The organism is Arthrobacter sp. NPDC058097, assembly GCF_042884885.1.
Lineage (GTDB): Bacteria > Actinomycetota > Actinomycetes > Actinomycetales > Micrococcaceae > Arthrobacter.
Map to the genome: position 1 here is coordinate 1 of NZ_JBHVSZ010000002.1, position 24,938 is coordinate 24,938.

At 62.6% G+C, this 24,938-nt stretch carries 26 protein-coding genes; 23 read left to right on the forward strand and 3 right to left on the reverse strand.

The window, feature by feature from the left end; translation table 11 throughout:
* Positions 1-87: 87 nt before the first annotated feature.
* Both ACFVTE_RS03885 and ACFVTE_RS03890 read right to left on the reverse strand, forming a co-directional pair.
* A complete protein-coding gene (locus ACFVTE_RS03885) occupies positions 88-555 on the reverse strand; it encodes an aminoacyl-tRNA deacylase (RefSeq protein ID WP_387098313.1) in 468 nt (155 codons plus the stop codon).
* 31 nt (positions 556-586) lie between these two features.
* Complete coding sequence (locus ACFVTE_RS03890) at positions 587-1,786, reverse strand: acetyl-CoA C-acetyltransferase (RefSeq protein WP_387097175.1); 1,200 nt, start codon at positions 1,784-1,786, stop codon at positions 587-589.
* A gap of 393 nt (positions 1,787-2,179) precedes the next feature.
* Between ACFVTE_RS03890 and rpoB the strand changes: the two genes are divergently transcribed.
* The 7 genes from rpoB to ACFVTE_RS03925 all read left to right on the forward strand — a co-directional run bounded on the left by rpoB (position 2,180) and on the right by ACFVTE_RS03925 (position 14,890).
* A complete protein-coding gene (rpoB, locus tag ACFVTE_RS03895) occupies positions 2,180-5,686 on the forward strand; it encodes a DNA-directed RNA polymerase subunit beta (RefSeq protein WP_377949424.1) in 3,507 nt (1,168 codons plus the stop codon).
* 95 nt (positions 5,687-5,781) lie between these two features.
* Positions 5,782-9,681, forward strand: coding sequence for a DNA-directed RNA polymerase subunit beta' (locus tag ACFVTE_RS03900; RefSeq protein ID WP_387097179.1), 3,900 nt, complete (start codon positions 5,782-5,784; stop codon positions 9,679-9,681).
* Positions 9,682-10,116: 435 nt separating this feature from the next.
* A complete protein-coding gene (gene rpsL / locus ACFVTE_RS03905) occupies positions 10,117-10,491 on the forward strand; it encodes a 30S ribosomal protein S12 (protein WP_003803830.1) in 375 nt (124 codons plus the stop codon).
* Between the two features lies 1 nt (position 10,492).
* The gene (gene rpsG, locus ACFVTE_RS03910; protein ID WP_003803829.1) at positions 10,493-10,963 is read left to right on the forward strand and encodes a 30S ribosomal protein S7; all 471 of its coding nucleotides are present in this window, start codon (positions 10,493-10,495) and stop codon (positions 10,961-10,963) included.
* Positions 10,964-11,032: 69 nt separating this feature from the next.
* Complete coding sequence (fusA, locus tag ACFVTE_RS03915; protein WP_003803828.1) at positions 11,033-13,147, forward strand: elongation factor G; 2,115 nt, start codon at positions 11,033-11,035, stop codon at positions 13,145-13,147.
* A 255-nt stretch (positions 13,148-13,402) separates the two neighbouring features.
* Positions 13,403-14,593, forward strand: coding sequence for an elongation factor Tu (gene tuf / locus ACFVTE_RS03920; protein ID WP_003803827.1), 1,191 nt, complete (start codon positions 13,403-13,405; stop codon positions 14,591-14,593).
* Positions 14,594-14,764: 171 nt separating this feature from the next.
* Positions 14,765-14,890 (forward strand): hypothetical protein, encoded by a 126-nt coding sequence (locus tag ACFVTE_RS03925; protein WP_262982871.1) that lies wholly within the window; start codon positions 14,765-14,767, stop codon positions 14,888-14,890.
* Positions 14,891-14,917: 27 nt separating this feature from the next.
* On the opposite strand, the gene ACFVTE_RS03930 is transcribed toward ACFVTE_RS03925, so the two are convergent.
* Entirely contained in the window at positions 14,918-16,393 is a 1,476-nt protein-coding gene (locus ACFVTE_RS03930) for a GH1 family beta-glucosidase (protein WP_387097185.1), read from the reverse strand.
* Positions 16,394-16,818: 425 nt separating this feature from the next.
* Here ACFVTE_RS03930 and rpsJ point away from each other — a divergent pair, with 425 nt between their 5' ends.
* The 16 genes from rpsJ to rplF all read left to right on the forward strand — a co-directional run bounded on the left by rpsJ (position 16,819) and on the right by rplF (position 24,936).
* Positions 16,819-17,127 carry a 30S ribosomal protein S10 gene (gene rpsJ / locus ACFVTE_RS03935; RefSeq protein WP_003803825.1) on the forward strand — a complete coding sequence of 103 codons (309 nt, stop codon included), beginning with the start codon at positions 16,819-16,821 and terminating at the stop codon, positions 17,125-17,127.
* A 17-nt stretch (positions 17,128-17,144) separates the two neighbouring features.
* Positions 17,145-17,795, forward strand: coding sequence for a 50S ribosomal protein L3 (gene rplC, locus ACFVTE_RS03940; protein ID WP_331572353.1), 651 nt, complete (start codon positions 17,145-17,147; stop codon positions 17,793-17,795).
* Between the two features lie 4 nt (positions 17,796-17,799).
* Positions 17,800-18,420 carry a 50S ribosomal protein L4 gene (rplD, locus tag ACFVTE_RS03945; RefSeq protein ID WP_387097189.1) on the forward strand — a complete coding sequence of 207 codons (621 nt, stop codon included), beginning with the start codon at positions 17,800-17,802 and terminating at the stop codon, positions 18,418-18,420.
* Entirely contained in the window at positions 18,417-18,722 is a 306-nt protein-coding gene (gene rplW, locus ACFVTE_RS03950) for a 50S ribosomal protein L23 (protein ID WP_003803807.1), read from the forward strand. The genes rplD and rplW overlap by 4 nt, the downstream gene beginning before the upstream one ends.
* A gap of 29 nt (positions 18,723-18,751) precedes the next feature.
* A complete protein-coding gene (gene rplB / locus ACFVTE_RS03955; RefSeq protein ID WP_003803804.1) occupies positions 18,752-19,591 on the forward strand; it encodes a 50S ribosomal protein L2 in 840 nt (279 codons plus the stop codon).
* A 12-nt stretch (positions 19,592-19,603) separates the two neighbouring features.
* A complete protein-coding gene (rpsS, locus tag ACFVTE_RS03960; RefSeq protein ID WP_003803803.1) occupies positions 19,604-19,885 on the forward strand; it encodes a 30S ribosomal protein S19 in 282 nt (93 codons plus the stop codon).
* Positions 19,886-19,923: 38 nt separating this feature from the next.
* A complete protein-coding gene (rplV, locus tag ACFVTE_RS03965) occupies positions 19,924-20,289 on the forward strand; it encodes a 50S ribosomal protein L22 (RefSeq protein WP_003803798.1) in 366 nt (121 codons plus the stop codon).
* Positions 20,290-21,126, forward strand: a complete 837-nt coding sequence (gene rpsC, locus ACFVTE_RS03970; protein WP_003803796.1) for a 30S ribosomal protein S3 — start codon at positions 20,290-20,292, stop codon at positions 21,124-21,126. It begins immediately after the preceding gene.
* Positions 21,127-21,543, forward strand: coding sequence for a 50S ribosomal protein L16 (gene rplP, locus ACFVTE_RS03975; RefSeq protein WP_003803795.1), 417 nt, complete (start codon positions 21,127-21,129; stop codon positions 21,541-21,543). It begins immediately after the preceding gene.
* Between the two features lie 2 nt (positions 21,544-21,545).
* On the forward strand, positions 21,546-21,875 hold the full coding sequence (gene rpmC / locus ACFVTE_RS03980; protein ID WP_003803792.1) for a 50S ribosomal protein L29: 330 nt from the start codon (positions 21,546-21,548) through the stop codon (positions 21,873-21,875).
* The gene (gene rpsQ, locus ACFVTE_RS03985) at positions 21,872-22,177 is read left to right on the forward strand and encodes a 30S ribosomal protein S17 (protein ID WP_076801234.1); all 306 of its coding nucleotides are present in this window, start codon (positions 21,872-21,874) and stop codon (positions 22,175-22,177) included. Before rpmC ends, rpsQ begins: the two co-directional genes overlap by 4 nt.
* 410 nt (positions 22,178-22,587) lie before the next feature.
* The gene (gene rplN / locus ACFVTE_RS03990) at positions 22,588-22,956 is read left to right on the forward strand and encodes a 50S ribosomal protein L14 (RefSeq protein ID WP_003803789.1); all 369 of its coding nucleotides are present in this window, start codon (positions 22,588-22,590) and stop codon (positions 22,954-22,956) included.
* 3 nt (positions 22,957-22,959) lie between these two features.
* Entirely contained in the window at positions 22,960-23,319 is a 360-nt protein-coding gene (gene rplX / locus ACFVTE_RS03995; RefSeq protein ID WP_003803770.1) for a 50S ribosomal protein L24, read from the forward strand.
* Positions 23,319-23,900 (forward strand): 50S ribosomal protein L5, encoded by a 582-nt coding sequence (gene rplE, locus ACFVTE_RS04000; RefSeq protein WP_331572343.1) that lies wholly within the window; start codon positions 23,319-23,321, stop codon positions 23,898-23,900. The genes rplX and rplE overlap by 1 nt, the downstream gene beginning before the upstream one ends.
* Positions 23,901-23,982: 82 nt before the next feature.
* Complete coding sequence (gene rpsH, locus ACFVTE_RS04005) at positions 23,983-24,381, forward strand: 30S ribosomal protein S8 (protein ID WP_018769139.1); 399 nt, start codon at positions 23,983-23,985, stop codon at positions 24,379-24,381.
* 18 nt (positions 24,382-24,399) lie between these two features.
* Positions 24,400-24,936 (forward strand): 50S ribosomal protein L6, encoded by a 537-nt coding sequence (gene rplF, locus ACFVTE_RS04010; RefSeq protein WP_387097200.1) that lies wholly within the window; start codon positions 24,400-24,402, stop codon positions 24,934-24,936.
* Positions 24,937-24,938: the final 2 nt, after the last annotated feature.

Genomic DNA, 24,938 nt, shown 5'->3' on the forward strand with positions numbered 1-24,938 from the left:
GTCACTTAGCGCCCAATCCAAGGGCCGAATTGGGCGCTAAGTGACCCCGCGTTGCTTTTTGAGGCCGCGTTCTTTCGACGGCGGGTGTCAGTTGGGTTCGCTGATGTCCGCGAGCACCGCGCCGAGGGCGGAGACCAGGGCGTCGGCGTCCACGAAGGCGCTGTAGCCGTGCTGGCCCGCGCCCATGGAGATCCGCTTGCCGGCGATGGTCCGGTCCGCATAGACGGGCCAGGCCGTGGTGCTGCCGAGCGGCGTGATGGTGCCGCGCTCGTAGCCCGTTGCCTCGAGTGCCACGTGGGCCGCCGGGAGCGAGAGCTTGTTGACGCCCACCAGGCTGCGCAGCTTGGGCCACGAGATCTGGCGGTCGCCCGGGATGAGGGCGAAGAGGAAGCTGCCGTCCTTGTGCTTGACCACGAGCGACTTCACGATGTCCGCCGGGCTGATGCCGAGGATCTCCGCCGCCTCCTCGAGGCTGTGGGCCGCCAGCCGCTCGACCAGTTGGACATCCAGGCCCCGCGCGGCCGCGTCGGCCAGGAAGCGCTCCCTGCCGCCCATCAGTCCCCGCCCGTCAGCCGTTCCCCCGGTATTAATCACGGAACAGCAGGAGGGCCTCGCCCTGGCCGCCGCCTCCGCAGAGCGAGACCGCCGCCTTGCCCGTGCCGCGCCGCTTCAGCTCGTGTGCCGCGTGGAGTGCCAGCCGTGCCCCGGACGCTCCGATCGGGTGGCCCAGTGCGATGGCGCCGCCGTGGATGTTGCACTGCTCCAGCGGGTAGTCCAGGTCCTTGAGGGACTGCACGGCCACCGAACCGAACGCCTCATTGATCTCGATGAAGTCCAGGTCTGCCGTGCTCCAGCCGGCCCGGTCCAGCGCGTTCCGGATGGCATTGGAGGGCTGGGAATGGAGTGAGTTGTCCGGCCCGGCCACCTGCCCGGGCTTGCCCACGACCGCCAGGTACTCGAGGCCGTTCTCCTCCGCGAACTTCCGGGAGGTCAGCACCAGGGCGGAGGCGCCGTCGGACAGGGGGGAGGAGTTGCCTGCGGTGATGGTGCCGTCGGTGACGAAGGCGGCCCGCAGGCCGGCCAGGGACTCGACCGTGGTGTCCGGGCGGACGCCTTCGTCGGTGGAGACCACCACGGGATCACCCTTGCGCTGCTTGACGCTGATCGGTGAGATCTCGTCGTCGAAAACGCCGTTCTTCGAGGCGATCGCGGCACGCTGGTGTGAATTGGCGGCCACGTTGTCCTGCGCGGTCCGGTCAATGCCGAGCGTCAGGTTCTTGGATTCGGTGGACAGGCCCATCGACTGGCCGTCGAACGCGTCGGTCAGCCCGTCGTGCGCCGCAACATCGAGCGCCTGGACGGTGCCGTAGTTCCAGCCCTGGCGGGAGCCGGGAAGTACGTGGGGCGCGCGCGTCATCGACTCCTGGCCGCCGGCGACGACGACGGTGGCGTCGCCGGCACGGATCATCCGCGCCGCATCGATCACGGCGGTGAGCCCGGAGAGGCAGACCTTGTTGATGGTCACCGTGGGGACGTTCCACCCGATGCCCGCGCCGATGGCGCTCTGGCGTGCCGGATTCTGGCCGGCCCCTGCCTGCAGCACCTGGCCCATGATCACGGCGTCCACCCGGTCGGCTTCCAGTCCGCTCGCCGCAATGGCCGCCTTGATGGCGTGCGCTCCGAGCTCGACGGCGGTGAAGCTCGCCAGTTGCCCGTTCAGCCGGCCCTGCGGGGTGCGCGCGCCGGACAGGATGACGACGTCGCTGTTGTCCGCGGAGTTGCTCATGGATATTCTCTTCCGATCTATTGGTCGATGGTTGGCCTAAGGGTATCGTGAGCCCGGTCACCTATGCATTCAACGCTGGGAAGGCGGAGTGCATTCCGGTTAGGTGCCCGTGGCAACGGTGCTTGCTTTCTGCTGGCAAGTGGGGTAGACACGCGTGGGGTTTTGCCGTATCGTAGATATTTGCGTCTTCCCTGTTTACCTTCAGCCTTCATATAGCGGTGGGCTTAGCCTGTTAGCTGTTCCATCAATGTGCCGTGAACAACGTCACCAGCATGGGCAGAACCAGGTTCCGGGTCATATAGCGGAACCGGATGGTAGCACTGCGGAGTCACTTCGCAGGGTGAAAAGCGGGGGAGATCTGAAAACGCCTGAAGGTCTGTGGAAGGATCCCTCTTGGTCGCCTCGAGCACCTCTAATAACGAAACCGCTAACACGGCAAGCACCGATGGTGCGACTCGCCGGCTCTCATTCGCAAAGATTCACGAACCTCTTGACGTTCCGAATCTGCTTGCCCTGCAGACGGACAGCTTCGACTGGCTGGTCGGAAATGAACGCTGGCAGGCCCGCGTTGCGAAGGCCGTCGAAGAAGGCGACCTGAGCGTCGCCACCACCTCCGGTCTTTCCGACATCTTCGAAGAGATCTCCCCGATTGAGGACTTCCAGGGCACCATGTCCCTGAGCTTCTCCGATCCGGAGTTCGCTGATCCGAAGTACACCATGGCTGAATGCAAGGACCGGGACGCTACGTACTCGGCACCGCTGTACGTCAAGGCCGAATTCATGAACAACAACACGGGCGAAATCAAGCAGCAGACCGTGTTCATGGGTGACTTCCCGCTGATGACCGAGAAGGGCACCTTCGTCGTCAACGGCACCGAGCGTGTCGTCGTTTCCCAGCTGGTCCGTTCCCCGGGCGCCTACTTCGAGCGCGCCGCTGACAAGACCAGCGACAAGGACATCTTTACCGCAAAGATCATTCCGTCCCGCGGCGCCTGGTTCGAGCTCGAGATCGACAAGCGCGACCAGGTCGGCGTGCGCCTCGACCGCAAGCGCAAGCAGTCGGTCACGGTGCTGCTGAAGGCACTCGGCTGGACCGAAGGCCAGATCCTCGAGGAGTTCGGCCAGTACGACTCCATGCGTGCAACGCTGGAGAAGGACGCCACCGAAACCCGCGAAGACGCCCTGCTGGACATCTACCGCAAGCTGCGTCCGGGCGAGCCGCCCACAGTCGAGGCTGCCCAGTCCCTGCTGGACAACCTGTACTTCAACTCCAAGCGCTACGATCTGGCCAAGGTTGGCCGTTACAAGATCAACCGCAAGCTTGGCATCGACCGCTCCCTTGGCGACAAGGAAGCCTCGGTCCTGCACGTTGAAGACATCGTGGCCATGATCAAGTTCCTCGTCGCGCTGCACGCCGGTGAGAAGACCATCATGGGCAAGCGCGACGGCGAAGACCACGAGCTGCGCGTCGAGATCGATGACATCGACCACTTCGGCAACCGCCGCATCCGCGCCGTGGGCGAGCTCATCGAGAACCAGGTCCGCACCGGTCTGTCCCGCATGGAGCGCGTTGTCCGCGAACGCATGACCACGCAGGACGTCGAGGCCATCACGCCGCAGACCCTGATCAACATCCGTCCCGTCGTGGCAGCCATCAAGGAGTTCTTCGGAACCTCCCAGCTGTCCCAGTTCATGGACCAGAACAACCCGCTCTCGGGCCTGACCCACAAGCGCCGCCTGTCTGCGCTGGGCCCGGGCGGTCTGTCCCGTGACCGTGCCGGCATGGAAGTCCGAGACGTCCACCCGTCCCACTACGGACGTATGTGCCCCATCGAAACCCCTGAAGGCCCGAACATTGGTCTGATCGGTTCGCTGGCTTCCTACGGCCGCATCAACCCGTTCGGTTTCATCGAGACGCCGTACCGCCTGGTCAAGGACGGCGTCGTCTCCGACGACGTCCAGTACCTGACGGCCGACGACGAGGCAGAGGTCCTGATCGCACAGGCCAACGCTCCGCTCGACGAGAACAAGCGCTTCGCTGAAGAGACCGTACTGGTCCGTGCCCGCGGTGGTGGAGGCGAGCCCGTGCTGGTTCCCGCTGCTGACGTTCAGTTCATGGACGTTTCCCCGCGCCAGATGGTGTCCGTGGCAACCGCCCTGATCCCGTTCCTCGAGCACGACGACGCCAACCGCGCACTCATGGGTGCCAACATGCAGCGCCAGGCTGTGCCGCTGGTCCGTTCCGAGGCCCCGTTCGTGGGTACCGGCATGGAGCGTGCCGCCGCTGTTGACGCCGGTGACGTCACCATCGCCAAGAAGGCCGGCGTGGTTACCGAGGTTTCCGCCGAGCTCGTCGTCATGCTCAACGACGACGGCACGGAAACCAACTACCGCATCAACAAGTTCGCCCGCTCCAACCAGGGCAACTGCTACAACAACCGTGTTCTGGTGAACGAAGGCCAGCGCCTGGAAGTTGGCGGCATCATCGCCGACGGCCCGGCAACGGACCAGGGCGAGCTCGCCCTCGGTAAGAACCTCCTCGTGGCATTCATGTCATGGGAGGGCCACAACTTCGAGGACGCCATCATCCTCTCGCAGCGCATCGTTGCCGAGGACGTTCTTTCCTCCATCCACATCGAGGAGCACGAGATCGATGCCCGCGACACCAAGCTTGGTGCCGAGGAAATCACCCGTGACATCCCCAACGTGTCCGAGGAAGTCCTGGCAGGCCTGGACGAGCGCGGCATCATCCACATCGGTGCCGAGGTTGAAGCCGGCGACATCCTGGTCGGAAAGGTCACCCCGAAGGGTGAAACCGAGCTGACTCCGGAAGAGCGCCTGCTCCGCGCCATCTTCGGTGAGAAGTCCCGCGAAGTCCGCGACACCTCCCTGAAGGTTCCGCACGGCGAGTCCGGCACCGTTATCGGCGTGCGCGTCTTCGACCGCGACAACGACGACGAGCTGCCCCCGGGCGTCAACCAGCTGGTCCGCGTCTACGTGGCTGCCAAGCGCAAGATCACCGACGGCGACAAGCTGGCCGGCCGCCACGGCAACAAGGGTGTTATCTCCAAGATCCTCCCGATCGAGGACATGCCCTTCCTTGCCGACGGTACCCCCGTCGACATCGTCCTGAACCCGCTGGGTGTTCCGGGCCGTATGAACGTCGGCCAGGTGCTGGAAACGCACCTCGGCTGGGTTGCCAAGACGGGTTGGAAGATCGAAGGCGAGCCGGAGTGGGCGAAGCAGCTGCCGAACCTGCCGCGTGAGAGTGGCCAGACCACTGTTGCAACGCCGGTCTTCGACGGCGCCCGCGAAGAGGAAATCACGGGCCTGCTCGACTCCACCAACGTGACCCGCGACGGCGACCGCCTGATCGACTCCTCGGGCAAGACGCGCCTGTTCGACGGCCGCTCCGGCGAGCCGTTCCCGGATCCGATCTCGGTCGGCTACATGTACATCCTGAAGCTCCACCACCTGGTGGACGACAAGATCCACGCCCGCTCCACCGGCCCGTACTCCATGATCACGCAGCAGCCGCTGGGTGGTAAGGCACAGTTCGGTGGCCAGCGCTTCGGTGAAATGGAAGTGTGGGCGCTCGAAGCTTACGGCGCCGCCTACACGCTCCAGGAACTGCTCACGATCAAGTCCGATGACATCCACGGCCGTGTGAAGGTCTACGAGGCGATCGTCAAGGGCGAGAACATCCCCGAGCCGGGTGTTCCCGAATCCTTCAAGGTGTTGATCAAGGAAATGCAGTCGCTGTGCCTGAACGTGGAAGTTCTTTCCACCGACGGAACCACGATTGAAATGCGTGACTCTGATGACGCAGTCTTCACGGCTGCGGAAGAACTGGGCATCGATCTGTCTCGTGCAGAGCCCAGCTCCGTAGAAGAGGTCTAAGGAGTACGACGGCGGGTGACCGCCCGCCGTCGTCCCCTCCCTCTACCCGCAACCAAGACTTCAGAATTTAGAGAACAAGAGAGAACAGGGACCATATGTCCAGCGAATCCTCCTTCGGCCTCATGCAGATCGGCCTCGCCACCGCGGAAGACATCCGCGGCTGGTCGTACGGCGAGGTTAAGAAGCCGGAAACCATCAACTACCGCACGCTCAAGCCCGAGAAGGACGGCCTCTTCTGCGAGAAGATCTTCGGCCCGTCCCGCGACTGGGAATGCTACTGTGGCAAGTACAAGCGCGTGCGCTTCAAGGGCATCATCTGTGAGCGCTGTGGCGTCGAGGTCACCCGCGCCAAGGTGCGCCGTGAGCGCATGGGCCACATCGAACTGGCCGCTCCTGTAACCCACATCTGGTACTTCAAGGGTGTTCCGTCCCGCCTGGGCTACCTCCTTGACCTGGCTCCGAAGGACCTCGAAAAGGTCATCTACTTCGCTGCCTACATGATCACCAGCGTTGACGAGGAAAACCGCCACGCGGAACTGCCCAACCTGCAGGTTGAGCATGACGTCGAGAAGAAGCAGCTGATCGACAACCGCGACTCCGACATCGCCGCGATCGCCCGCGACCTTGAGAACGAGCTTGCCCGTCTCGAGGGCGAGGGTGCCAAGGCTGCCGACAAGAAGAAGGCACGCGACTCCGCTGACCGCCAGATGGCGAACGTCCGCAAGCGCGCCGACGCCGAGATCGAGCGCCTCGAGCAGGTCTGGGACCGCTTCAAGAACCTGAAGGTCGCCGACCTCGAAGGTGACGAGGGCCTGTACCGCGAACTGCGTGACCGCTACGGCATGTACTTCGAGGGCTCCATGGGTGCCGAGGCCATCAAGAAGCGCCTTGAGAACTTCGACATGCAGGCCGAGTCCGACAACCTGCGCGACATCATCGCCAACGGCAAGGGCCAGCGCAAGACCCGCGCCCTGAAGCGCCTGAAGGTGGTCAACGCGTTCCTGACCACCAACAACAGCCCGCTCGGCATGGTGCTGGACGCTGTCCCGGTGATCCCGCCGGAACTGCGCCCGATGGTCCAGCTGGACGGTGGCCGCTTCGCGACCTCCGACCTCAACGACCTCTACCGCCGCGTGATCAACCGCAACAACCGACTCAAGCGACTGCTTGACCTGGGTGCTCCGGAGATCATCGTCAACAACGAGAAGCGCATGCTTCAGGAAGCTGTTGACAGCCTCTTCGACAACGGCCGCCGCGGCCGTCCGGTCACCGGACCGGGCAACCGTCCGCTGAAGTCCCTGAGCGACATGCTCAAGGGCAAGCAGGGCCGTTTCCGCCAGAACCTGCTCGGCAAGCGCGTCGACTACTCGGGCCGTTCGGTCATCGTCGTCGGTCCGCAGCTGAAGCTGCACCAGTGTGGCCTGCCCAAGCAGATGGCGCTGGAGCTCTTCAAGCCGTTCGTGATGAAGCGCCTGGTTGACCTCAACCACGCCCAGAACATCAAGTCGGCCAAGCGCATGGTCGAGCGTTACCGTCCGCAGGTCTGGGACGTGCTGGAAGAGATCATCACCGAACACCCGGTGCTGCTCAACCGTGCACCTACCCTGCACCGCCTCGGTATCCAGGCATTCGAGCCGCAGCTTGTTGAAGGCAAGGCCATCCAGCTCCACCCGCTGGTTTGTGGCGCCTTCAACGCTGACTTCGACGGCGACCAGATGGCAGTACACCTGCCGCTGAGCCCCGAAGCCCAGGCTGAGGCACGCATCCTGATGCTGTCGTCCAACAACATCCTGAAGCCGTCCGACGGCCGCCCGGTGACCCTGCCTTCGCAGGATATGATCATCGGCCTCTACCACCTGACCACCAAGCGTGTCGGTTCAGCTGGTGAAGGCCGGGTCTTCGGCTCCGTGTCCGAGGCCATCATGGCCTTCGACGCACACGAGCTGCACCTGAACTCCCAGGTCAAGATCCGTCTTGAGGGATTCGTTCCTTACGCCGGCTGGGAAACTCCGGAAGGCTGGGAGCAGGGTCAGCCCGCACTGGTGGACACCTCCCTGGGCCAGGTCCTCTTCAACGAGACCCTGCCCGAGGACTACCCGTGGGTTGAGGCTGTTGCCGACAAGGGCGAGCTGTCCCGGATCGTCAACGACCTGGCAGAGCGCTACCCGAAGGTTGTCACCGCCGCAACGCTGGACAACCTCAAGGACGCCGGTTTCTACTGGGCCACCCGCTCGGGCGTCACCGTCGCCATCTCCGACATCGAGGTGCCGGAGCAGAAGCCGGCCATCCTGGCCGGTTACGAGGAGCGCGCCGCCAAGATCCAGGGCCAGTACGACAAGGGCCTTATCGACGACGACGAGCGTCGCCAGGAACTGATCGAGATCTGGAACAAGGCGACCAACGAGATCGCCCAGGTCATGCGTGACAGCCTGTCGCCGATGAACACCATCAACCGCATGGTGTCCTCCGGTGCACGTGGTAACTGGATGCAGGTCCGCCAGATCGCGGGTATCCGTGGCCTGGTGGCCAACCCGAAGGGTGAAATCATCCCGCGTCCGATCAAGTCCTCCTACCGTGAGGGCCTGTCGGTGCTGGAATACTTCATCGCCACGCACGGTGCACGTAAGGGTCTTGCCGACACCGCGCTGCGTACCGCCAACTCGGGTTACCTGACCCGTCGTCTGGTGGACGTCTCGCAGGACGTCATCGTCCGTGAAGAGGACTGCGGCACCGAGCGCGGCCTCGTCACCCCGATCGCCGTGGCTGACGCCAACGGTGAGCTGACCCTGGACGAGAACGTCGAGAACAGCGCCTACGCCCGTACGCTGGCCGTGGACGTCGTCGACTCCAAGGGCAACGTCCTGGCTCCGGCCGGCACCGACTGCGGTGACGTCGTGATCGCTGAGCTGTTCGCAGCCGGCATCACCGAGGTCAAGGTCCGCTCCGTGCTCACCTGTGAGTCCAGCGTCGGAACCTGTGCCCTGTGCTACGGCCGTTCGCTGGCAACCGGCAAGACCGTGGACATCGGTGAAGCTGTGGGCATCATCGCCGCACAGTCCATCGGTGAACCCGGTACCCAGCTGACCATGCGTACGTTCCACACCGGTGGTGCTGTTTCCGCCAGCGGTGGCGACGACATCACCCAGGGTCTGCCCCGTATCCAGGAGCTCTTCGAAGCCCGTACCCCGAAGGGTGTGGCGCCGATTGCGGAAGCAGCCGGCCGCATCACCATCGAGGAATCCGAGCGCCAGATGCGCCTGGTGATCACTCCGGACGACGGTTCCGAAGAGATCGCCTACCCGGTCCTGCGCCGGTCGCGTCTCCTGATCGAGGACGGCCAGCACGTCACGGTGGGCCAGAAGCTCATCAACGGTCCGGTCGACCCGAAGCAGGTCCTGCGCATCATGGGCCCGCGTGCCGCACAGAAGTTCCTCGTGGACGAAGTGCAGGGCGTGTACCGCAGCCAGGGCATTGGCATCCACGACAAGCACGTGGAAGTCATCGTCCGCCAGATGCTGCGCCGCGTCACGGTCATCGAGTCCGGCGACTCCGACCTGCTCCCCGGTGAGCTGGCAGAGCGCGCCCGGTTCGAGGAAGCCAACCGCCGCGTTGTATCCGAGGGCAAGACTCCGGCTTCCGGACGTCCCGAGCTCATGGGTATCACCAAGGCGTCGCTGGCCACCGAGTCCTGGCTGTCCGCAGCTTCCTTCCAGGAGACCACCCGCGTCCTGACGCAGGCGGCCATGGAAGGCAAGAGCGATCCGCTGCTCGGCCTCAAGGAGAACGTCATCATCGGTAAGCTGATCCCGGCCGGCACGGGCCTCCCGCGCTACACCGAGATCACGGTGGAACCGACTGAAGAAGCAAAGGCCAACCTGTTCACCGGCCCGAGCGCATTCAGCGACTTCTCCTACGACACGCTGGGCGGCGACGGAGCTCCTGAGTTCCACGCCATTCCGCTGGACGACTACGATCTCGGCAACGATTTCCGGTAACGGTCCGCTGTAAGCAACGCGGGGTCACTTACCGCCCAATCCACCATCCGGATTGGGCGCGTAGTGACCCCGCGTTGCTGTTTAACCAGCAGGGATCCGCGCGGATTAAGGCCTCGGGGGAGTCCGTGCTAAACTTGAGACCAATTGTTATTGTGGCAGTGGATGAGTGCGCCCGGTTTGCTGGAAGGCTGTATCAGCCGAAAGGCAGGACCGAGAGCGACGTTTCCGGTTTGCAGGGTTCTTGTGCAACGTATGCCACATTTTTGCATGCCTAGGGACAGTTGCGGCCGCGAGTTGCAGCGTCTCCCGTATGCGATCCGACATTAAGGCTTCGCCTCAGCTGCTCTGGAGACTTCTTCAAAGCTCGGGCGGCGGGGCAAAGCAAAAGGAGAGCGGCTGTCAGAGGCCGCTCCGGATAAAACGGAGAACACGAAAGTGCCTACGATTAACCAGCTGGTCCGCAAGGGCCGCACGCCGAAGGTCTCAAAGACCAAGGCTCCCGCGCTTAAGGGCAGCCCGATGCGCCGCGGTGTTTGCACCCGCGTCTACACCACCACTCCGAAGAAGCCGAACTCGGCTCTGCGTAAGGTTGCACGTGTGCGCCTCAACGGTGGCATCGAAGTTACCGCCTACATCCCCGGTGTTGGCCACAACCTCCAGGAGCACTCCATTGTGCTCGTTCGTGGTGGTCGTGTGAAGGACCTCCCCGGCGTTCGCTACAAGATCGTCCGCGGTGCCCTCGATACCCAGGGTGTCAAGAACCGTAAGCAGGCTCGCAGCCGCTACGGCGCAAAGATGGAGAAGAAGTAATATGCCTCGCAAGGGTCCGGCCCCGAAGCGGCCGCTCGTATCAGATCCCGTCTACGGCTCCCCGCTGGTCACCCAGCTGATCAACAAGGTGCTGGTTGACGGCAAGAAGTCCACCGCAGAGCGCATCGTGTACGGTGCCCTCGAAGGTGCACGCGCCAAGTCCGGCGGCGACCCCGTTGCAGCCCTCAAGAAGGCCATGGACAACGTCAAGCCTTCCCTCGAGGTTCGCTCCCGTCGCGTCGGTGGCGCCACCTACCAGGTTCCGGTTGAGGTCAAGCCGGGCCGCTCCACCGCCCTCGCCCTGCGTTGGCTGGTCGGCTACTCCAAGGCCCGCCGCGAAAAGACGATGACCGAGCGTCTCCAGAACGAAATCCTGGATGCCTCGAACGGTCTCGGTGCCGCTGTGAAGCGTCGCGAAGACACCCACAAGATGGCCGAGTCCAACAAGGCCTTCGCCCACTACCGCTGGTAAAACTTCCCGTACGCCGCCGGCTCCACCGAGCCGGCGGCGAACGCGTAGTCCATCCGAAAGGGAGACACCGTGGCACAGGACGTGCTTACAGACCTTAGTAAGGTCCGCAACATCGGCATCATGGCCCACATCGATGCCGGCAAGACCACCACCACCGAGCGCATTCTGTTCTACACAGGTGTGAACCACAAGATTGGCGAAACGCACGACGGCGCTTCGACCACTGACTGGATGGAACAGGAAAAGGAACGCGGCATCACCATCACGTCTGCCGCCGTGACCTGCTTCTGGGAAAACAACCAGATCAACATCATCGACACCCCGGGCCACGTGGACTTCACAGTTGAGGTCGAGCGCTCCCTGCGCGTCCTCGACGGTGCAGTTGCCGTCTTCGATGGCAAGGAAGGCGTTGAGCCGCAGTCTGAGACCGTTTGGCGCCAGGCTGACAAGTACAACGTTCCGCGCATCTGCTTCGTCAACAAGATGGACAAGCTCGGCGCTGACTTCTACTTCACCGTAGACACCATCATCAGCCGCCTGGGTGCCAAGCCGCTGGTCATGCAGCTGCCGATCGGTGCCGAGAACGACTTCATCGGCGTCGTGGACCTGCTCTACATGCGCGCACTGGTGTGGCCCGGCGATGCCAAGGGTGACGTGACCATGGGCGCCAAGTACGAAATCCGCGAGATCCCGGAAGACCTCAAGGCCAAGGCCGAGGAATACCGTTCCACTCTCGTGGAGACCGTTGCAGAGGCCTCCGAAGAACTCATGGAGAAGTACCTCGAGGGTGAAGAACTCACCATCGACGAACTCAAGGCCGGCATCCGCAAGATGACGATCAACTCCGAGCTCTACCCGGTGTTCTGTGGCTCCGCGTTCAAGAACCGTGGCGTTCAGCCGATGCTCGATGCAGTCGTCGACTACCTGCCGAACCCGCTCGACGTCCCGCCGATGATCGGTCACGATCCCCGCGACGAAGAGAAGGAACTGACCCGCAAGCCGTCCGCGGAAGAGCCGTTCTCTGCTCTGGCGTTCAAGATTGCTGCGCACCCGTTCTTCGGCCAGCTCACCTTCATCCGCGTGTACTCCGGTCACGTGGAAGCAGGCGCACAGGTGGTCAACTCCACCAAGGGCAAGAAGGAGCGCATCGGCAAGCTGTTCCAGATGCACGCCAACAAGGAAATGCCTGTTGAGGGCGCTACCGCCGGCCACATCTACGCAGCGATCGGTCTGAAGGACACCACCACGGGCGACACCCTGTGCGACTCCAGCAACCAGATCGTCCTCGAGTCCATGAGCTTCCCGGAGCCCGTGATCTCGGTTGCCATCGAACCCAACACCAAGGGTGACCAGGAGAAGCTCTCCACGGCCATCCAGAAGCTCTCCGCTGAGGACCCGACCTTCCAGGTCTCCCTCAACGAAGACACCGGCCAGACCATCATCGCCGGCATGGGCGAACTCCACCTGGACATCCTGGTGGACCGCATGCGCCGCGAATTCAAGGTCGAGGCCAATGTTGGCAAGCCGCAGGTTGCTTACCGCGAAACCATCAAGCGTGCCGTTGAGCGTCACGACTACACGCACAAGAAGCAGACCGGTGGTTCCGGCCAGTTCGCAAAGATCCAGATCGCTATCGAGCCGCTGGACACTGCGGAAGGCGAGCTGTACGAGTTCGAGAACAAGGTCACCGGTGGCCGCGTTCCGCGCGAGTACATCCCGTCGGTCGACGCCGGTATCCAGGACGCACTGAATGACGGTGTCCTGGCCGGTTACCCGGTTGTTGGCATCAAGGCAACGCTGGTTGACGGCGCGTACCACGATGTTGACTCCTCGGAAATGGCGTTCAAGATCGCCGGCCGTATGGCTTTCAAGGAAGCTGCACGCAAGGCGAACCCTGTTCTGCTCGAACCGCTGATGGATGTTGAGGTCCGCACCCCTGAGGAATACATGGGTGAAGTTATCGGTGACCTCAACTCCCGCCGTGGCCAGATGCAGTCCATGGAGGACGCTCAGGGCGTCAAGGTTGTCCGCGCACACGTACCGCTGTCCGGCATGTTCGGCTACATCGGTGACCTGCGCTCGAAGACCCAGGGCCGCGCTGTGTACTCCATGACGTTCAACAGCTACGCCGAGGTCCCGAAGGCAGTTGCCGACGAGATCATCCAGAAGTCCCGCGGCGAATAGTCCCCAGGACTGTCCTCGCGACAAGCTGCGAAAAACCAGGTGCGTTTCCCCTGCGGAACACACTTAGTGCGGATGGCCGGAACGCTGGTTCCGGCCCGGTTCCGGCCATCAGCACGAACAGGCTCTAGGCACTAGTATTAGTTCCTGAATCTGCAATTTCATCAATCCAAAGCCCCCAAGTAGACTTACTGGAGTTTCTGCCGCGATAAGCGCGGTCGAAGGTAAGCCATTTGAAAAACGTTCTAGGAGGAACCTGTGGCAAAGGCAAAGTTCGAGCGGACTAAGCCGCACGTTAACATCGGTACCATCGGTCACGTTGACCACGGTAAGACGACGTTGACGGCCGCCATTTCCAAGGTGCTGTACGACAAGTACCCGACTCTCAACGAGAAGCGTGACTTCGCGTCGATCGACTCTGCTCCGGAAGAGCGTCAGCGCGGCATTACCATCAACATCTCCCACGTTGAGTACCAGACCGAGAAGCGCCACTACGCACACGTAGACGCTCCGGGTCACGCTGACTACATCAAGAACATGATCACCGGTGCTGCTCAGATGGACGGCGCAATCCTCGTGGTTGCCGCTACTGACGGCCCGATGGCTCAGACCCGCGAGCACGTTCTGCTCGCCCGCCAGGTTGGTGTTCCCTACCTGCTGGTCGCGCTGAACAAGGCAGACATGGTTGACGACGAGGAACTCCTCGACCTCGTTGAAATGGAAGTTCGTGAGCTCCTGAGCTCGCAGGGCTTCGATGGCGACGAAGCACCGGTTGTCCGCGTTTCCGGCCTCAAGGCTCTGGAAGGCGACCCGGAGTGGGTCAAGTCCGTTGAGGACCTGATGGCTGCTGTCGACGAGTCCGTTCCGGACCCCGTACGTGACCGCGACAAGCCGTTCCTGATGCCGATCGAAGACGTCTTCACGATCACCGGCCGTGGCACCGTTGTTACGGGCCGCGCCGAGCGTGGAACCCTCGCCATCAACTCCGAGGTCGAGATCGTCGGCATCCGCCCGGTCCAGAAGACCACGGTTACCGGTATCGAGATGTTCCACAAGCAGCTCGACGAAGCATGGGCCGGCGAGAACTGTGGCCTGCTGCTCCGCGGTCTGAAGCGCGACGACGTCGAGCGTGGCCAGGTTGTCGTCAAGCCGGGTTCCATCACCCCGCACACCGACTTCGAGGCTAACGTCTACATCCTCTCCAAGGACGAAGGCGGACGTCACAACCCGTTCTACTCGAACTACCGCCCGCAGTTCTACTTCCGTACCACGGACGTAACCGGCGTTATCACCCTGCCGGAAGGCACGGAAATGGTTATGCCTGGCGACAACACTGAGATGACCGTTGCGCTCATCCAGCCGATCGCTATGGAAGAGGGCCTCGGCTTCGCTATCCGTGAAGGCGGCCGCACCGTTGGTTCGGGACGTGTCACCAAGATCATCAAGTAACTCTTGCTGATTGCAGGCCTGTTGGCCTGATCTTCGAAAACAGCCCCGCTGCTACTCGCAGCGGGGCTGTTTTCGTATCTGCAGCCCCCCATTGGGGAAGGTGCCCCTGATAGGGTTAGTGCTCGCGACAGTTTCGGTGCAAAGACAGATTCGTGGCAAAGAGGGAGCATCATGGGTTGGCTTATTTTCCTGCTGGTGGTTGCAGCCGTGGTGGTTGGCGTTGTTTGGGCCAAGAAGCACTTCCGCCATGAGATTGAACGCGCCAAGCGGATCAACCGGGCGAACAAGAACCAGTAGGTCCGACAAGAACCGCCAGGCGCGGCATCAGGCCGTGCGCGCCCGCGCCCGGCTGAGTGCCTGCAGCCAGTAGAAAGACTTCTTGGGCGTCCGTTTCAGGGTCTCGAAGTCCACGTGCACCAGGCCGAAGCGCTGTGAATACCCGGCGGCCCATTCGAAGTTGTCCATGAACGTCCAGACGAAGTAGCCGAGCAGTTGCACGTCGTGCGCGATCCCGCCGGCTGCCGTGGCGTTCACCGCCTGGCCCAGATGGTGCGCCAGGTAGTCGATCCGGCCCGAGTCCGCGATCGGGCCGGTGACGTGTTCGGGTTCCGGAAAGCTTGCGCCGCTCTCGGTGATGTACACCGGCGGCAAAGCTTCCCCGTATCTGTCCTTGAGTTCCCGCAGCAGGATGCCCAGATGGTCCGGGGCCACCGGCCAGCCGAATCCGGTGGTGGCATATTCGGGGAAGGCCGCGAAGTGGAACGGCACCCGCGCCATGGCCCGTGCGTTACCAGCAGGAGTCTCCGGCGGCCCCTGTCCCGCGGCAACCCGCACCGGGTAGTAATAGTTCACCCCGTAGAAGTCGAGCGGCTGGCTGATCAAGCGGAGGTCGTCGTCGGACGTCCGCGACAGGAACCTGAACCAGGGACGGGCGGCAAGTGGCGGGGCAGGGTATCGTCCCAGGAGTATGGGATCGGCGTACACGCGGTTGAGGACAAGGTCGCAGACCTTGGCCAACAGTCTGTCCGCCAGCCGCCGGGTGGCAGGGCGTACGGGGGAGTGCAGGTTGGTGACGCCGATGCTCCCGGCCACGCCGGCGGCGCGCAGGGCCTGGACCGCGAGCCCGTGGCCGAGCAGCTGGTGGTGGACCGATGGCAGCGCCTTGAACAGCAGGTCGCGCCCCGGTGCATGGACACCGAGGGCGTAGCCGTTCAGGGTGACGGAGACGGGTTCGTTGAGCGTGACCCATTGCGCCACCCGGTCGCCGAGCCGCTGGCCGGCAGCGGCGGCGTACTCCGCGAAGCGCCCGGCCGTGGCCCGGTTCATCCAGCCTCCGCTGCGCTCAAGGGGCAGGGGAGTGTCCCAGTGGTAGAGCGTGGCCATGGGGGAGATGCCGGCCGCCAGCAGCAGGTCAACCAGCCGGTCGTAGAAGTCCAGACCCCGCGGGTTCGCTGTGCCGCTGCCGTCCGGATGGACCCTTGGCCACGAGATCGAGAAGCGGTAGGAGTCGATGCCGAGTTCGCGCATGAGGGCAACGTCTTCCGGCACGCGGTTGTAGTGATCACAGGCCACCGCCGGCGAATGTCCGTGGAGGATGTTGCCCGGCTTCGCCGCAAAGGCATCCCAGCCCGACGGGCCGCGGCCGTCCGCGGCGAGGGCGCCCTCGATCTGGAAGGCAGCGGCAGCAACGCCCAAGGTGAAATCCGGGCGCAGGCGTCCGGCGAGGTTGTTCACGGCATCTGCGGTGACTGCGGCGCTGCCGGAGTCATTGCTGCCGGCGTCGGCGTTCTGCACGGCCATTCACCCATCATCCAACCGATGATTGCCGGAGGCAATGACGCCCGGGGGGAGGACCAGCGGACGAACGGGGGCGGAAACGGCGGCCTAAACGCCGCTAAAAAGGCCCGATTCGCATCCTCGGGCAAATTCCGGCATACTAGTTGAGTTGTTCAAGCGCTTCTTCGCGTCCCGATCCGGATAATGCCGGGTGTCAGGGTCCAGGTCGAAGCCCAAACATAACCCACCCCCAAGGAAATGCGGGCTCGTGCGTCTTGCACAGCGCGACACGCCCGACCGCGGGGGTCGGGTGCGCCGGCAGGTTGAGGAACCCGGATTCATCCGGATTCAGCTTGTGCGGCGGATGGTAGTTACGACTTCAAATGCTTCGGCAGCCATACAACACGCAAGTAAACAGAGCAGCACTTACTGAAAGAGAGTCAGGCGACATGGCGGGACAAAAAATCCGCATCCGGCTGAAGTCATACGACCACGAGGTCATTGACGTTTCAGCACGGAAGATCGTTGAGACGGTCACGCGCGCAGGCGCAACGGTAGTCGGCCCGGTGCCGCTGCCCACGGAGAAGAACGTGTACTGCGTTATCCGCTCTCCCCACAAGTACAAGGACAGCCGCGAGCACTTTGAAATGCGCACGCACAAGCGTCTGATCGACATCATCGACCCCACGCCCAAGGCTGTTGACTCGCTCATGCGTCTCGACCTGCCGGCCGACGTGAACATCGAAATCAAGCTTTAGGGAGGTGCTGAGAGACTATGACCGCAACCCGTAACGTAAAGGGCCTGCTGGGCACGAAGCTCGGCATGACCCAGGTCTGGGACGAGAACAACAAGCTCATCCCCGTCACTGTTGTCCAGGCTGACTCGAACGTCATCACCCAGCTGCGCAATGCAGAGACTGATGGCTACGTCGCCGTTCAGATCGGCTACGGCCAGATCGATCCCCGCAAGGTCACCAAGCCGCTGGCTGGTCACTTTGAAAAGGCAGGCGTCACGCCTCGCCGTCACGTCGTCGAACTCCGTACCGCAGATGCTGCTGAGTACGAGCTGGGCCAGGAGCTCTCCGTAGAGGTCTTCGAAGCCGGCCAGAAGATCGACGTCGTTGGCACCACCAAGGGTAAGGGCTTCGCCGGTGTTATGAAGCGTCACGGCTTCCACGGCGTTGGAGCTTCCCACGGTGCCCACAAGAACCACCGTAAGCCCGGTTCTATCGGTGGAGCATCCACCCCGAGCCGCGTCTTCAAGGGCATGAAAATGGCCGGCCGCATGGGCGCCGTTCGTCACACCACGCTGAACCTCACGGTCCACGCGGTTGACGTCGAGAAGTCGCTGCTCCTGATCAAGGGCGCCGTTCCCGGTGCCCGCGGCCAGGTCGTACTCGTACGCACCGCCGTGAAGGGAGCCTAGTTCAATGGCTAACACTGTCAAGGTTGACCTGCCTGCAGAGATCTTCGACGTTCAGACCAACGTGCCGCTGCTGCACCAGGTCGTCGTTGCCCAGCTCGCTGCTGCTCGCCAGGGTACCCACAAGACCAAGACCCGCGCTGAAGTTTCCGGTGCAGGCCGCAAGCCGTTCAAGCAGAAGGGCACCGGCCGCGCCCGTCAGGGTTCGATCCGCGCTCCGCACATGACCGGCGGTGGCATCGTCCACGGGCCCACCCCGCGTGACTACAGCCAGCGGACCCCCAAGAAGATGATTGCTGCTGCACTGCGCGGCGCTCTCTCTGACCGCGCCCGCAACGGCCGCGTCCACGTCGTTTCTGAACTGGTTGCCGGCGACAAGCCGTCCTCCAAGGCAGCACTGGCAGCCCTGCGCGGAGTTTCCGAGCGCAAGAACCTGCTGGTCGTCATCGAGCGCGCGAACGACGTTGCTGCACTCTCCGTGCGCAACCTCGCCGAAGTTCACGTCCTGTACGTGGACCAGCTGAACACCTACGACGTGCTCGTTTCCGACGACGTAGTCTTCACCAAGGCTGCCTACGAAGCATTCGTTGCTGACAAGGCTGCAAAGAACGAGGAGGATGCCAAGTGAGCGCAGCCACCATCAAAGACCCGCGCGACGTTGTGCTTGCACCCGTCGTCTCGGAAAAAAGCTACGGCCTGATCGACGAGGGCAAGTACACCTTCCTGGTGGACCCCCGCTCGAACAAGACCGAGATCAAGCTGGCCGTGGAGAAGATCTTCTCCGTCAAGGTCGAATCGATCAACACCATCAACCGTGCCGGTAAGCGCAAGCGCACCAAATTCGGATGGGGCACCCGCAAGAGCACCAAGCGTGCCATTGTGACCCTCAAAGAAGGCACTATCGACATCTTCGGCGGTCCGCTCGCGTAGCGGAGACCACTTTAACGAGGAAATGAATTATGGGAATCCGTAAATACAAGCCGACTACGCCGGGCCGCCGCGGCTCGAGCGTAGCTGACTTCACCGAAATCACGCGGTCGACGCCGGAAAAGTCGTTGGTACGTCCGCTGCCCAAGAAGGGCGGCCGTAACAACACCGGTAAGATCACCACCCGTCACAAGGGTGGTGGACACAAGCGCCAGTACCGTCTGATCGACTTCCGTCGCCACGACAAGGACGGCGTCAACGCCCGCGTTGCCGAAATCGAGTACGATCCGAACCGCACGGCTCGCATCGCCCTCCTGCACTACGTTGATGGCACCAAGCGTTACATCATCGCCCCGAACAAGCTCTCCCAGGGCGACTTCGTGGAAGCCGGCGCCAACGCTGACATCAAGCCTGGCAACAACCTGCCCCTGCGCAACATCCCCGTGGGTACTGTTATCCACGCGGTTGAGCTGCGCCCGGGCGGCGGTGCCAAGATGGCCCGTTCCGCCGGTGCTTCTGTTCAGCTCGTCGCCAAGGAAGGCCGCTTCGCCCAGCTGCGTCTGCCCTCCGGCGAAATCCGCAACGTTGACGTGCGCTGCCGCGCCACGATCGGCGAGGTCGGCAACGCCGAGCAGTCGAACATCAACTGGGGCAAGGCCGGCCGTATGCGGTGGAAGGGCGTTCGCCCGACCGTCCGTGGTGTCGCCATGAACCCGGTTGACCACCCGCACGGTGGTGGTGAAGGTAAGACCTCCGGTGGTCGTCACCCGGTCAACCCGAACGGTAAGCCTGAAGGCCGTACCCGCCGCCCCAACAAAGAGAGCGACAAGCTTATTGTTCGTCGCCGTCGTACTGGCAAGAACAAGCGATAGGAGCCTGGACACATGCCACGCAGCCTGAAAAAAGGTCCTTTCGTTGACCAGCACCTCTTTGTGAAGGTCGCAAGGGAAAACGAAAAGGGCACCAAGAACGTCATCAAGACCTGGTCCCGCCGCTCGATGATCATCCCCGACATGCTCGGGCACACGATCGCCGTGCACGACGGACGCAAGCACATCCCGGTGTTTGTCACCGAGTCGATGGTCGGGCACAAGCTCGGCGAATTCGCTCCCACGCGGACATTCCGCGGCCATGTCAAGGACGACCGTAAGGGCAAGCGCCGCTAGGCGCCTGCACTTACGTCAAAGACGAGAGAAGGAAAGCAATGGAAGCCAAGGCAATTGCGCGCCACATCCGCGTAACGCCTATGAAGGCCCGGCGCGTCGTCAACCTTGTTCGTGGAAAGCAAGCGAACGAGGCTCTGGCAATTCTGAAGTTTGCCCCCCAGGCAGCTTCGGAGCCGGTATTCAAGGTAGTTCAGTCGGCAATCTCCAACGCCCGCGTCCTCGCGGACCGCGACGGTGTTGCGTTCGACGAAGGTGACCTCATCATCAGCGAAGCGTTTGTTGATGAAGGCCCGACCATGAAGCGGTTCCAGCCGCGTGCTCAGGGTCGTGCATTTCAGATCAAGAAGCGCACCAGCCACATCACCGTGGTAGTCGCTACCCCGGAGAAAGAGGAGGCTCGCTAAGTGGGACAGAAAGTAAACCCGCACGGGTTCCGACTCGGCATCACCACCGATCACGTATCGCACTGGTTCGCTGACAGCACCAAGTCCGGCCAGCGCTACAAGGACTTCGTTCGCGAAGACATCCGTATCCGCCAGCTCATGTCCACGGGCATGGAGCGCGCCGGTATCGCCAAGGTTGAGATCGAGCGCACCCGTGACCGTGTCCGCGTGGACATCCACACGGCACGTCCGGGCATCGTCATCGGCCGCCGCGGCGCCGAGGCAGACCGCATCCGTGGCGAGCTCGAAAAGCTCACCGGCAAGCAGGTTCAGCTGAACATCCTCGAGGTCAAGAACCCCGAGATGGAAGCCCAGCTTGTTGCCCAGGGTGTTGCAGAGCAGCTGACTTCCCGCGTGGCATTCCGCCGTGCGATGAAGAAGGCCATGCAGTCCGCACAGCGTGCCGGTGCCAAGGGTATCCGTATCGCTTGCTCGGGCCGTCTGGGTGGCGCAGAAATGTCCCGCTCGGAGTTCTACCGCGAAGGCCGTGTGCCCCTGCACACCCTCCGCGCGAACATCGACTACGGCTTCTACGAAGCCAAGACCACCTTCGGCCGCATCGGCGTGAAGGTCTGGATCTACAAGGGTGACGTCACCTCCAAGGAACTGGCTCAGCAGGCAGCTGCTGCTCCGTCCCGTGGCCGCTCCGGTGACCGTCCGGGCCGCCCGGGTGGCGCTGACCGTGGTGACCGCCGCCGTCGTAACGACCGTCCGGCAGCCGACGCAGCACCTGCTGCTGCAGCTCCGGCAGCCGAGGCAGCAGCACCGGCACAGGCAGCAGAAGGAGGACAGGCTTAAATGCTTATCCCACGTCGAGTCAAGCACCGTAAGCAGCACCACCCGGGTCGTTCCGGCGCTGCCACGGGCGGCACCAAGGTCTCCTTCGGTGAGTACGGCATCCAGGCCCTGAGCCCGGCATACGTCACGAACCGTCAGATCGAATCTGCCCGTATCGCGATGACCCGCCACATCAAGCGTGGCGGTAAGGTCTGGATCAACATCTACCCGGACCGTCCGCTGACCAAGAAGCCTGCCGAAACCCGCATGGGTTCCGGTAAGGGTTCGCCGGAGTGGTGGGTCGCCAACGTCAAGCCGGGCCGGGTTCTCTTCGAACTCTCCGGTGTCAATGAAGAGGTAGCTCGCGAGGCCCTGCGCCTGGCAATCCACAAGCTGCCGTTGAAGGCACGCATTGTGCGTCGCGAAGGTGGTGAGTAGAAATGGCAGTAGGGTCGAAGGATCTCGCACCCGCACAGCTGGACGGTTTCGACAACGAGCGTCTCGTTGAAGAACTCCGCAAGTCCAAGGAAGAGCTGTTCAACCTGCGTTTCCAGTCCGCCACCGGTCAGCTGGAGAACCACGGTCGTCTGCGCGCGGTAAAGAAGGACATCGCACGCATCTACACCGTTCTCCGTGAGCGCGAGCTGGGCATTCGTGCCGAGGTTGCCGCACCGGTTGTGGAAGCCAAGGAAGAAAAGAAGTCCAAGAAGTCTGCAGCGAAGAAGGCTGAAAAGCCTGCCGAGGCTGAGACCGAGGAGGACGCCAAGTGAGTGAAAAGGACGAGAACGTGACGGAAACTGCTACGGCAGCTACGGCTGAGCAGCGCGGTTACCGTAAGACGCGTCGCGGCTACGTGGTCTCTGACAAGATGGACAAGACCATCGTTGTTCAGGTTGAAGACCGCGTGAAGCACGCCCTGTACGGCAAGGTCATCCGCCGCACCTCCAAGGTCAAGGCACACGACGAGCAGAACACCGCCGGCATCGGCGACCTGGTTGTCATCGCCGAGACCCGCCCGCTGTCCGCCACCAAGAACTGGCGGCTCGTGGAAATCCTCGAGAAGGCTAAGTAACACCCCGCAGCCTGGCTGCAAGGAAACCCCCGTTCCCTTTGGGAGCGGGGGTTTCCGCGTTAATTGGGGATGCAGCCGACGGCGGGACGAACGCGGCAGTACCTGTCGCCGTCGTACGTTGCGGGGGAGCGGCGGGAGGTGATATGGAGGCTGGGCCAAACTGTGCTAAGATTTTGAGTTTGTATGGCGCCTGTTGTGCGCCTGCAGCAAACCTCGTAAACAATCGTGCCACGGCATAGTGCCCCCATGCGCCTTCACAGGCTCGGGAGCAACTGTTTGTGGCACGGGCGTTTAGGCCTGGTCTGGCAAAATCCAGTCAGGTCAAGAGACACCCCGATCAACCGTTCCGCAAGGCTCATTCCGTAGCAAGTTATTCGGTCTGAGAACCGGCGCGACGCAAGGAGTAAATAGTGATTCAGCAGGAGTCGCGACTCAAGGTCGCCGACAACACGGGTGCTAAGGAAATCCTTACCATTCGCGTTCTCGGTGGATCTGGCCGTCGCTACGCAGGCATCGGCGACGTCATCGTCGCAACCGTCAAGGACGCAATTCCGGGCGGCAACGTAAAGAAGGGCGACGTCGTCAAGGCTGTCATCGTCCGTACCAAGAAGGAACGCCGCCGTGCGGATGGTTCCTACATCAAGTTTGACGAGAACGCAGCCGTCATCCTGAAGAACGACGGTGACCCCCGCGGTACCCGTATCTTCGGACCGGTTGGTCGTGAACTCCGTGACAAGAAGTTCATGAAGATCGTTTCTCTGGCTCCGGAGGTGCTCTAGTCCATGGCTAAGATCAAGAAGGGTGACCTGGTACAGGTCATCACTGGCGCCAAGGCTGAGCGCGGCGGCGACCGTGGCAAGCAGGGCAAGGTCCTGCGCGTGTTCCCGGACACCAACCGCGTGCTGGTTGAAGGTATCAACCGCGTAACCAAGCACACCAAGGTCGGACAGTCGCAGCGCGGCACCAAGACCGGCGGCATCGAGGTTGTCGAGGCTCCGATCCACGTTTCCAACGTGGCTCTCGTTGACCCGTCCACCAAGAAGCCGACCCGCGTTGGTTTCCGCCTCGACACCGTAGAGAAGGACGGCGTCAAGAAGACCGTCCGCATCCGCGTGGCCAAGAGCTCCGGGAAGGACATCTAATGACTGAGACTCTCGAGACTCCGGCAACGAAGATCGTTCCTCGTCTGAAGACCAAGTACGCCGATTCCATCAAGAGCTCGCTCCTTGAGGAATTCAAGTACGAGAACGTGAACCAGGTTCCCCGTCTGGTCAAGGTTGTAGTGAACATGGGTGTTGGAGATGCCGCCAAGGACTCCAAGCTGATCGACGGCGCTGTCCGCGACCTCACCCTGATCACCGGCCAGAAGCCGCAGGTCACCAAGGCCCGCAAGTCGATCGCCCAGTTCAAGCTGCGCGAAGGCATGCCCATTGGTGCACACGCAACCCTGCGAGGCGACCGCATGTGGGAATTCGTGGACCGTCTGGTCACGCTGGCCCTGCCCCGTATCCGCGACTTCCGCGGCCTCAGCGGCAAGCAGTTTGACGGCAACGGCAACTACACCTTCGGTCTGACCGAGCAGGTTATGTTCCACGAGATCGACCAGGACTCCATCGACCGCACCCGCGGTATGGACATCACGGTTGTGACCACCGCCAAGACCGACGACGAAGGCCGCGCGCTGCTCAAGGCGCTTGGTTTCCCGTTCAAGACCGAAGCTTAATTAACTACGTAAAAGGTCCGGCCGCTCTGGTTCCCCAGGGACAGAACGGCGGAAACCGTTACGAGGAAGGGCAAGTGCCCAAATGACAATGACAGATCCTGTCGCAGATATGCTTACGCGCCTGCGTAACGCAAACTCGGCATACCACGATTCCGTGTCTATGCCTTACAGCAAGCTCAAGGCTCGCGTTGCTGACATCCTCAAGGCCGAAGGTTTCATCGCCGGCTGGAAGGAAGAGGACGCTGAAGTCGGCAAGAAGCTGACCCTCGAGCTCAAGTTCGGTCCGAACCGCGAGCGTTCAATCGCGGGTGTCCGTCGCATCTCCAAGCCGGGTCTCCGCGTTTACGCGAAGTCCACCAACCTGCCCCACGTGCTGGGTGGCCTGGGTATCGCAATTCTGTCCACCTCTTCCGGCCTCCTGACTGACAAGCAGGCCGGCAAGAAGGGCGTGGGCGGCGAAGTCCTCGCTTACGTCTGGTAACGGGAAAGGAAGAGAATAATGTCACGTATTGGACGTCTCCCCATCACCGTTCCGGCCGGCGTTGAGGTCAAGGTTGACGGCTCTGTCGTCAGCGTCAAGGGTTCCAAGGGCGAACTGAGCCACACTGTGGCCAGCCCCATCGAGGTTGCCCTCGAAGAGAACACCCTGACCGTCACCCGCCCGAACGACGAGCGCGCCTCCCGTTCGCTGCACGGCCTGACCCGCACCCTGATCGCCAACATGATCCAGGGCGTCACCGCAGGCTACGAGAAGAAGCTTGAAATCGTCGGTACCGGTTACCGCGTTCAGGCCAAGGGTTCTGACCTTGAGTTCGCTCTCGGCTACAGCCACCCGGTCAACGTCTCGGCTCCGGCCGGCATCACCTTTGCAGTAGAGGGGCCGACCAAGCTCTCTGTCTCAGGCATCAACAAGCAGCAGGTCGGCGAGGTTGCTGCCAACATTCGCAAGCTGCGCAAGCCTGACCCGTACAAGGGCAAGGGCATCCGCTACGCGGGCGAAGTCATCCGCCGCAAGGTCGGAAAGGCTGGTAAGTAACC

Bases quoted from the DNA above. Each gene is read 5' to 3' on its own strand.
- ACFVTE_RS03885 (WP_387098313.1), bottom strand. From the start codon at position 555: ATGGGCGGCAGGGAGCGCTTCCTGGCCGACGCGGCCGCGCGGGGCCTG.
- ACFVTE_RS03890 (WP_387097175.1), bottom strand. From the start codon at position 1,786: ATGAGCAACTCCGCGGACAACAGCGACGTCGTCATCCTGTCCGGCGCG.
- ACFVTE_RS03900 (WP_387097179.1), top strand. From the start codon at position 5,782: ATGTCCAGCGAATCCTCCTTCGGCCTCATGCAGATCGGCCTCGCCACC.
- rpsG (WP_003803829.1), top strand. From the start codon at position 10,493: ATGCCTCGCAAGGGTCCGGCCCCGAAGCGGCCGCTCGTATCAGATCCC.
- ACFVTE_RS03925 (WP_262982871.1), top strand. From the start codon at position 14,765: ATGGGTTGGCTTATTTTCCTGCTGGTGGTTGCAGCCGTGGTGGTTGGC.
- ACFVTE_RS03930 (WP_387097185.1), bottom strand. From the start codon at position 16,393: ATGGCCGTGCAGAACGCCGACGCCGGCAGCAATGACTCCGGCAGCGCC.
- rpsJ (WP_003803825.1), top strand. From the start codon at position 16,819: ATGGCGGGACAAAAAATCCGCATCCGGCTGAAGTCATACGACCACGAG.
- rplC (WP_331572353.1), top strand. From the start codon at position 17,145: ATGACCGCAACCCGTAACGTAAAGGGCCTGCTGGGCACGAAGCTCGGC.
- rplD (WP_387097189.1), top strand. From the start codon at position 17,800: ATGGCTAACACTGTCAAGGTTGACCTGCCTGCAGAGATCTTCGACGTT.
- rplB (WP_003803804.1), top strand. From the start codon at position 18,752: ATGGGAATCCGTAAATACAAGCCGACTACGCCGGGCCGCCGCGGCTCG.
- rpsS (WP_003803803.1), top strand. From the start codon at position 19,604: ATGCCACGCAGCCTGAAAAAAGGTCCTTTCGTTGACCAGCACCTCTTT.
- rplV (WP_003803798.1), top strand. From the start codon at position 19,924: ATGGAAGCCAAGGCAATTGCGCGCCACATCCGCGTAACGCCTATGAAG.
- rplP (WP_003803795.1), top strand. From the start codon at position 21,127: ATGCTTATCCCACGTCGAGTCAAGCACCGTAAGCAGCACCACCCGGGT.
- rpmC (WP_003803792.1), top strand. From the start codon at position 21,546: ATGGCAGTAGGGTCGAAGGATCTCGCACCCGCACAGCTGGACGGTTTC.
- rplX (WP_003803770.1), top strand. From the start codon at position 22,960: ATGGCTAAGATCAAGAAGGGTGACCTGGTACAGGTCATCACTGGCGCC.
- rplE (WP_331572343.1), top strand. From the start codon at position 23,319: ATGACTGAGACTCTCGAGACTCCGGCAACGAAGATCGTTCCTCGTCTG.
- rpsH (WP_018769139.1), top strand. From the start codon at position 23,983: ATGACAATGACAGATCCTGTCGCAGATATGCTTACGCGCCTGCGTAAC.
- rplF (WP_387097200.1), top strand. From the start codon at position 24,400: ATGTCACGTATTGGACGTCTCCCCATCACCGTTCCGGCCGGCGTTGAG.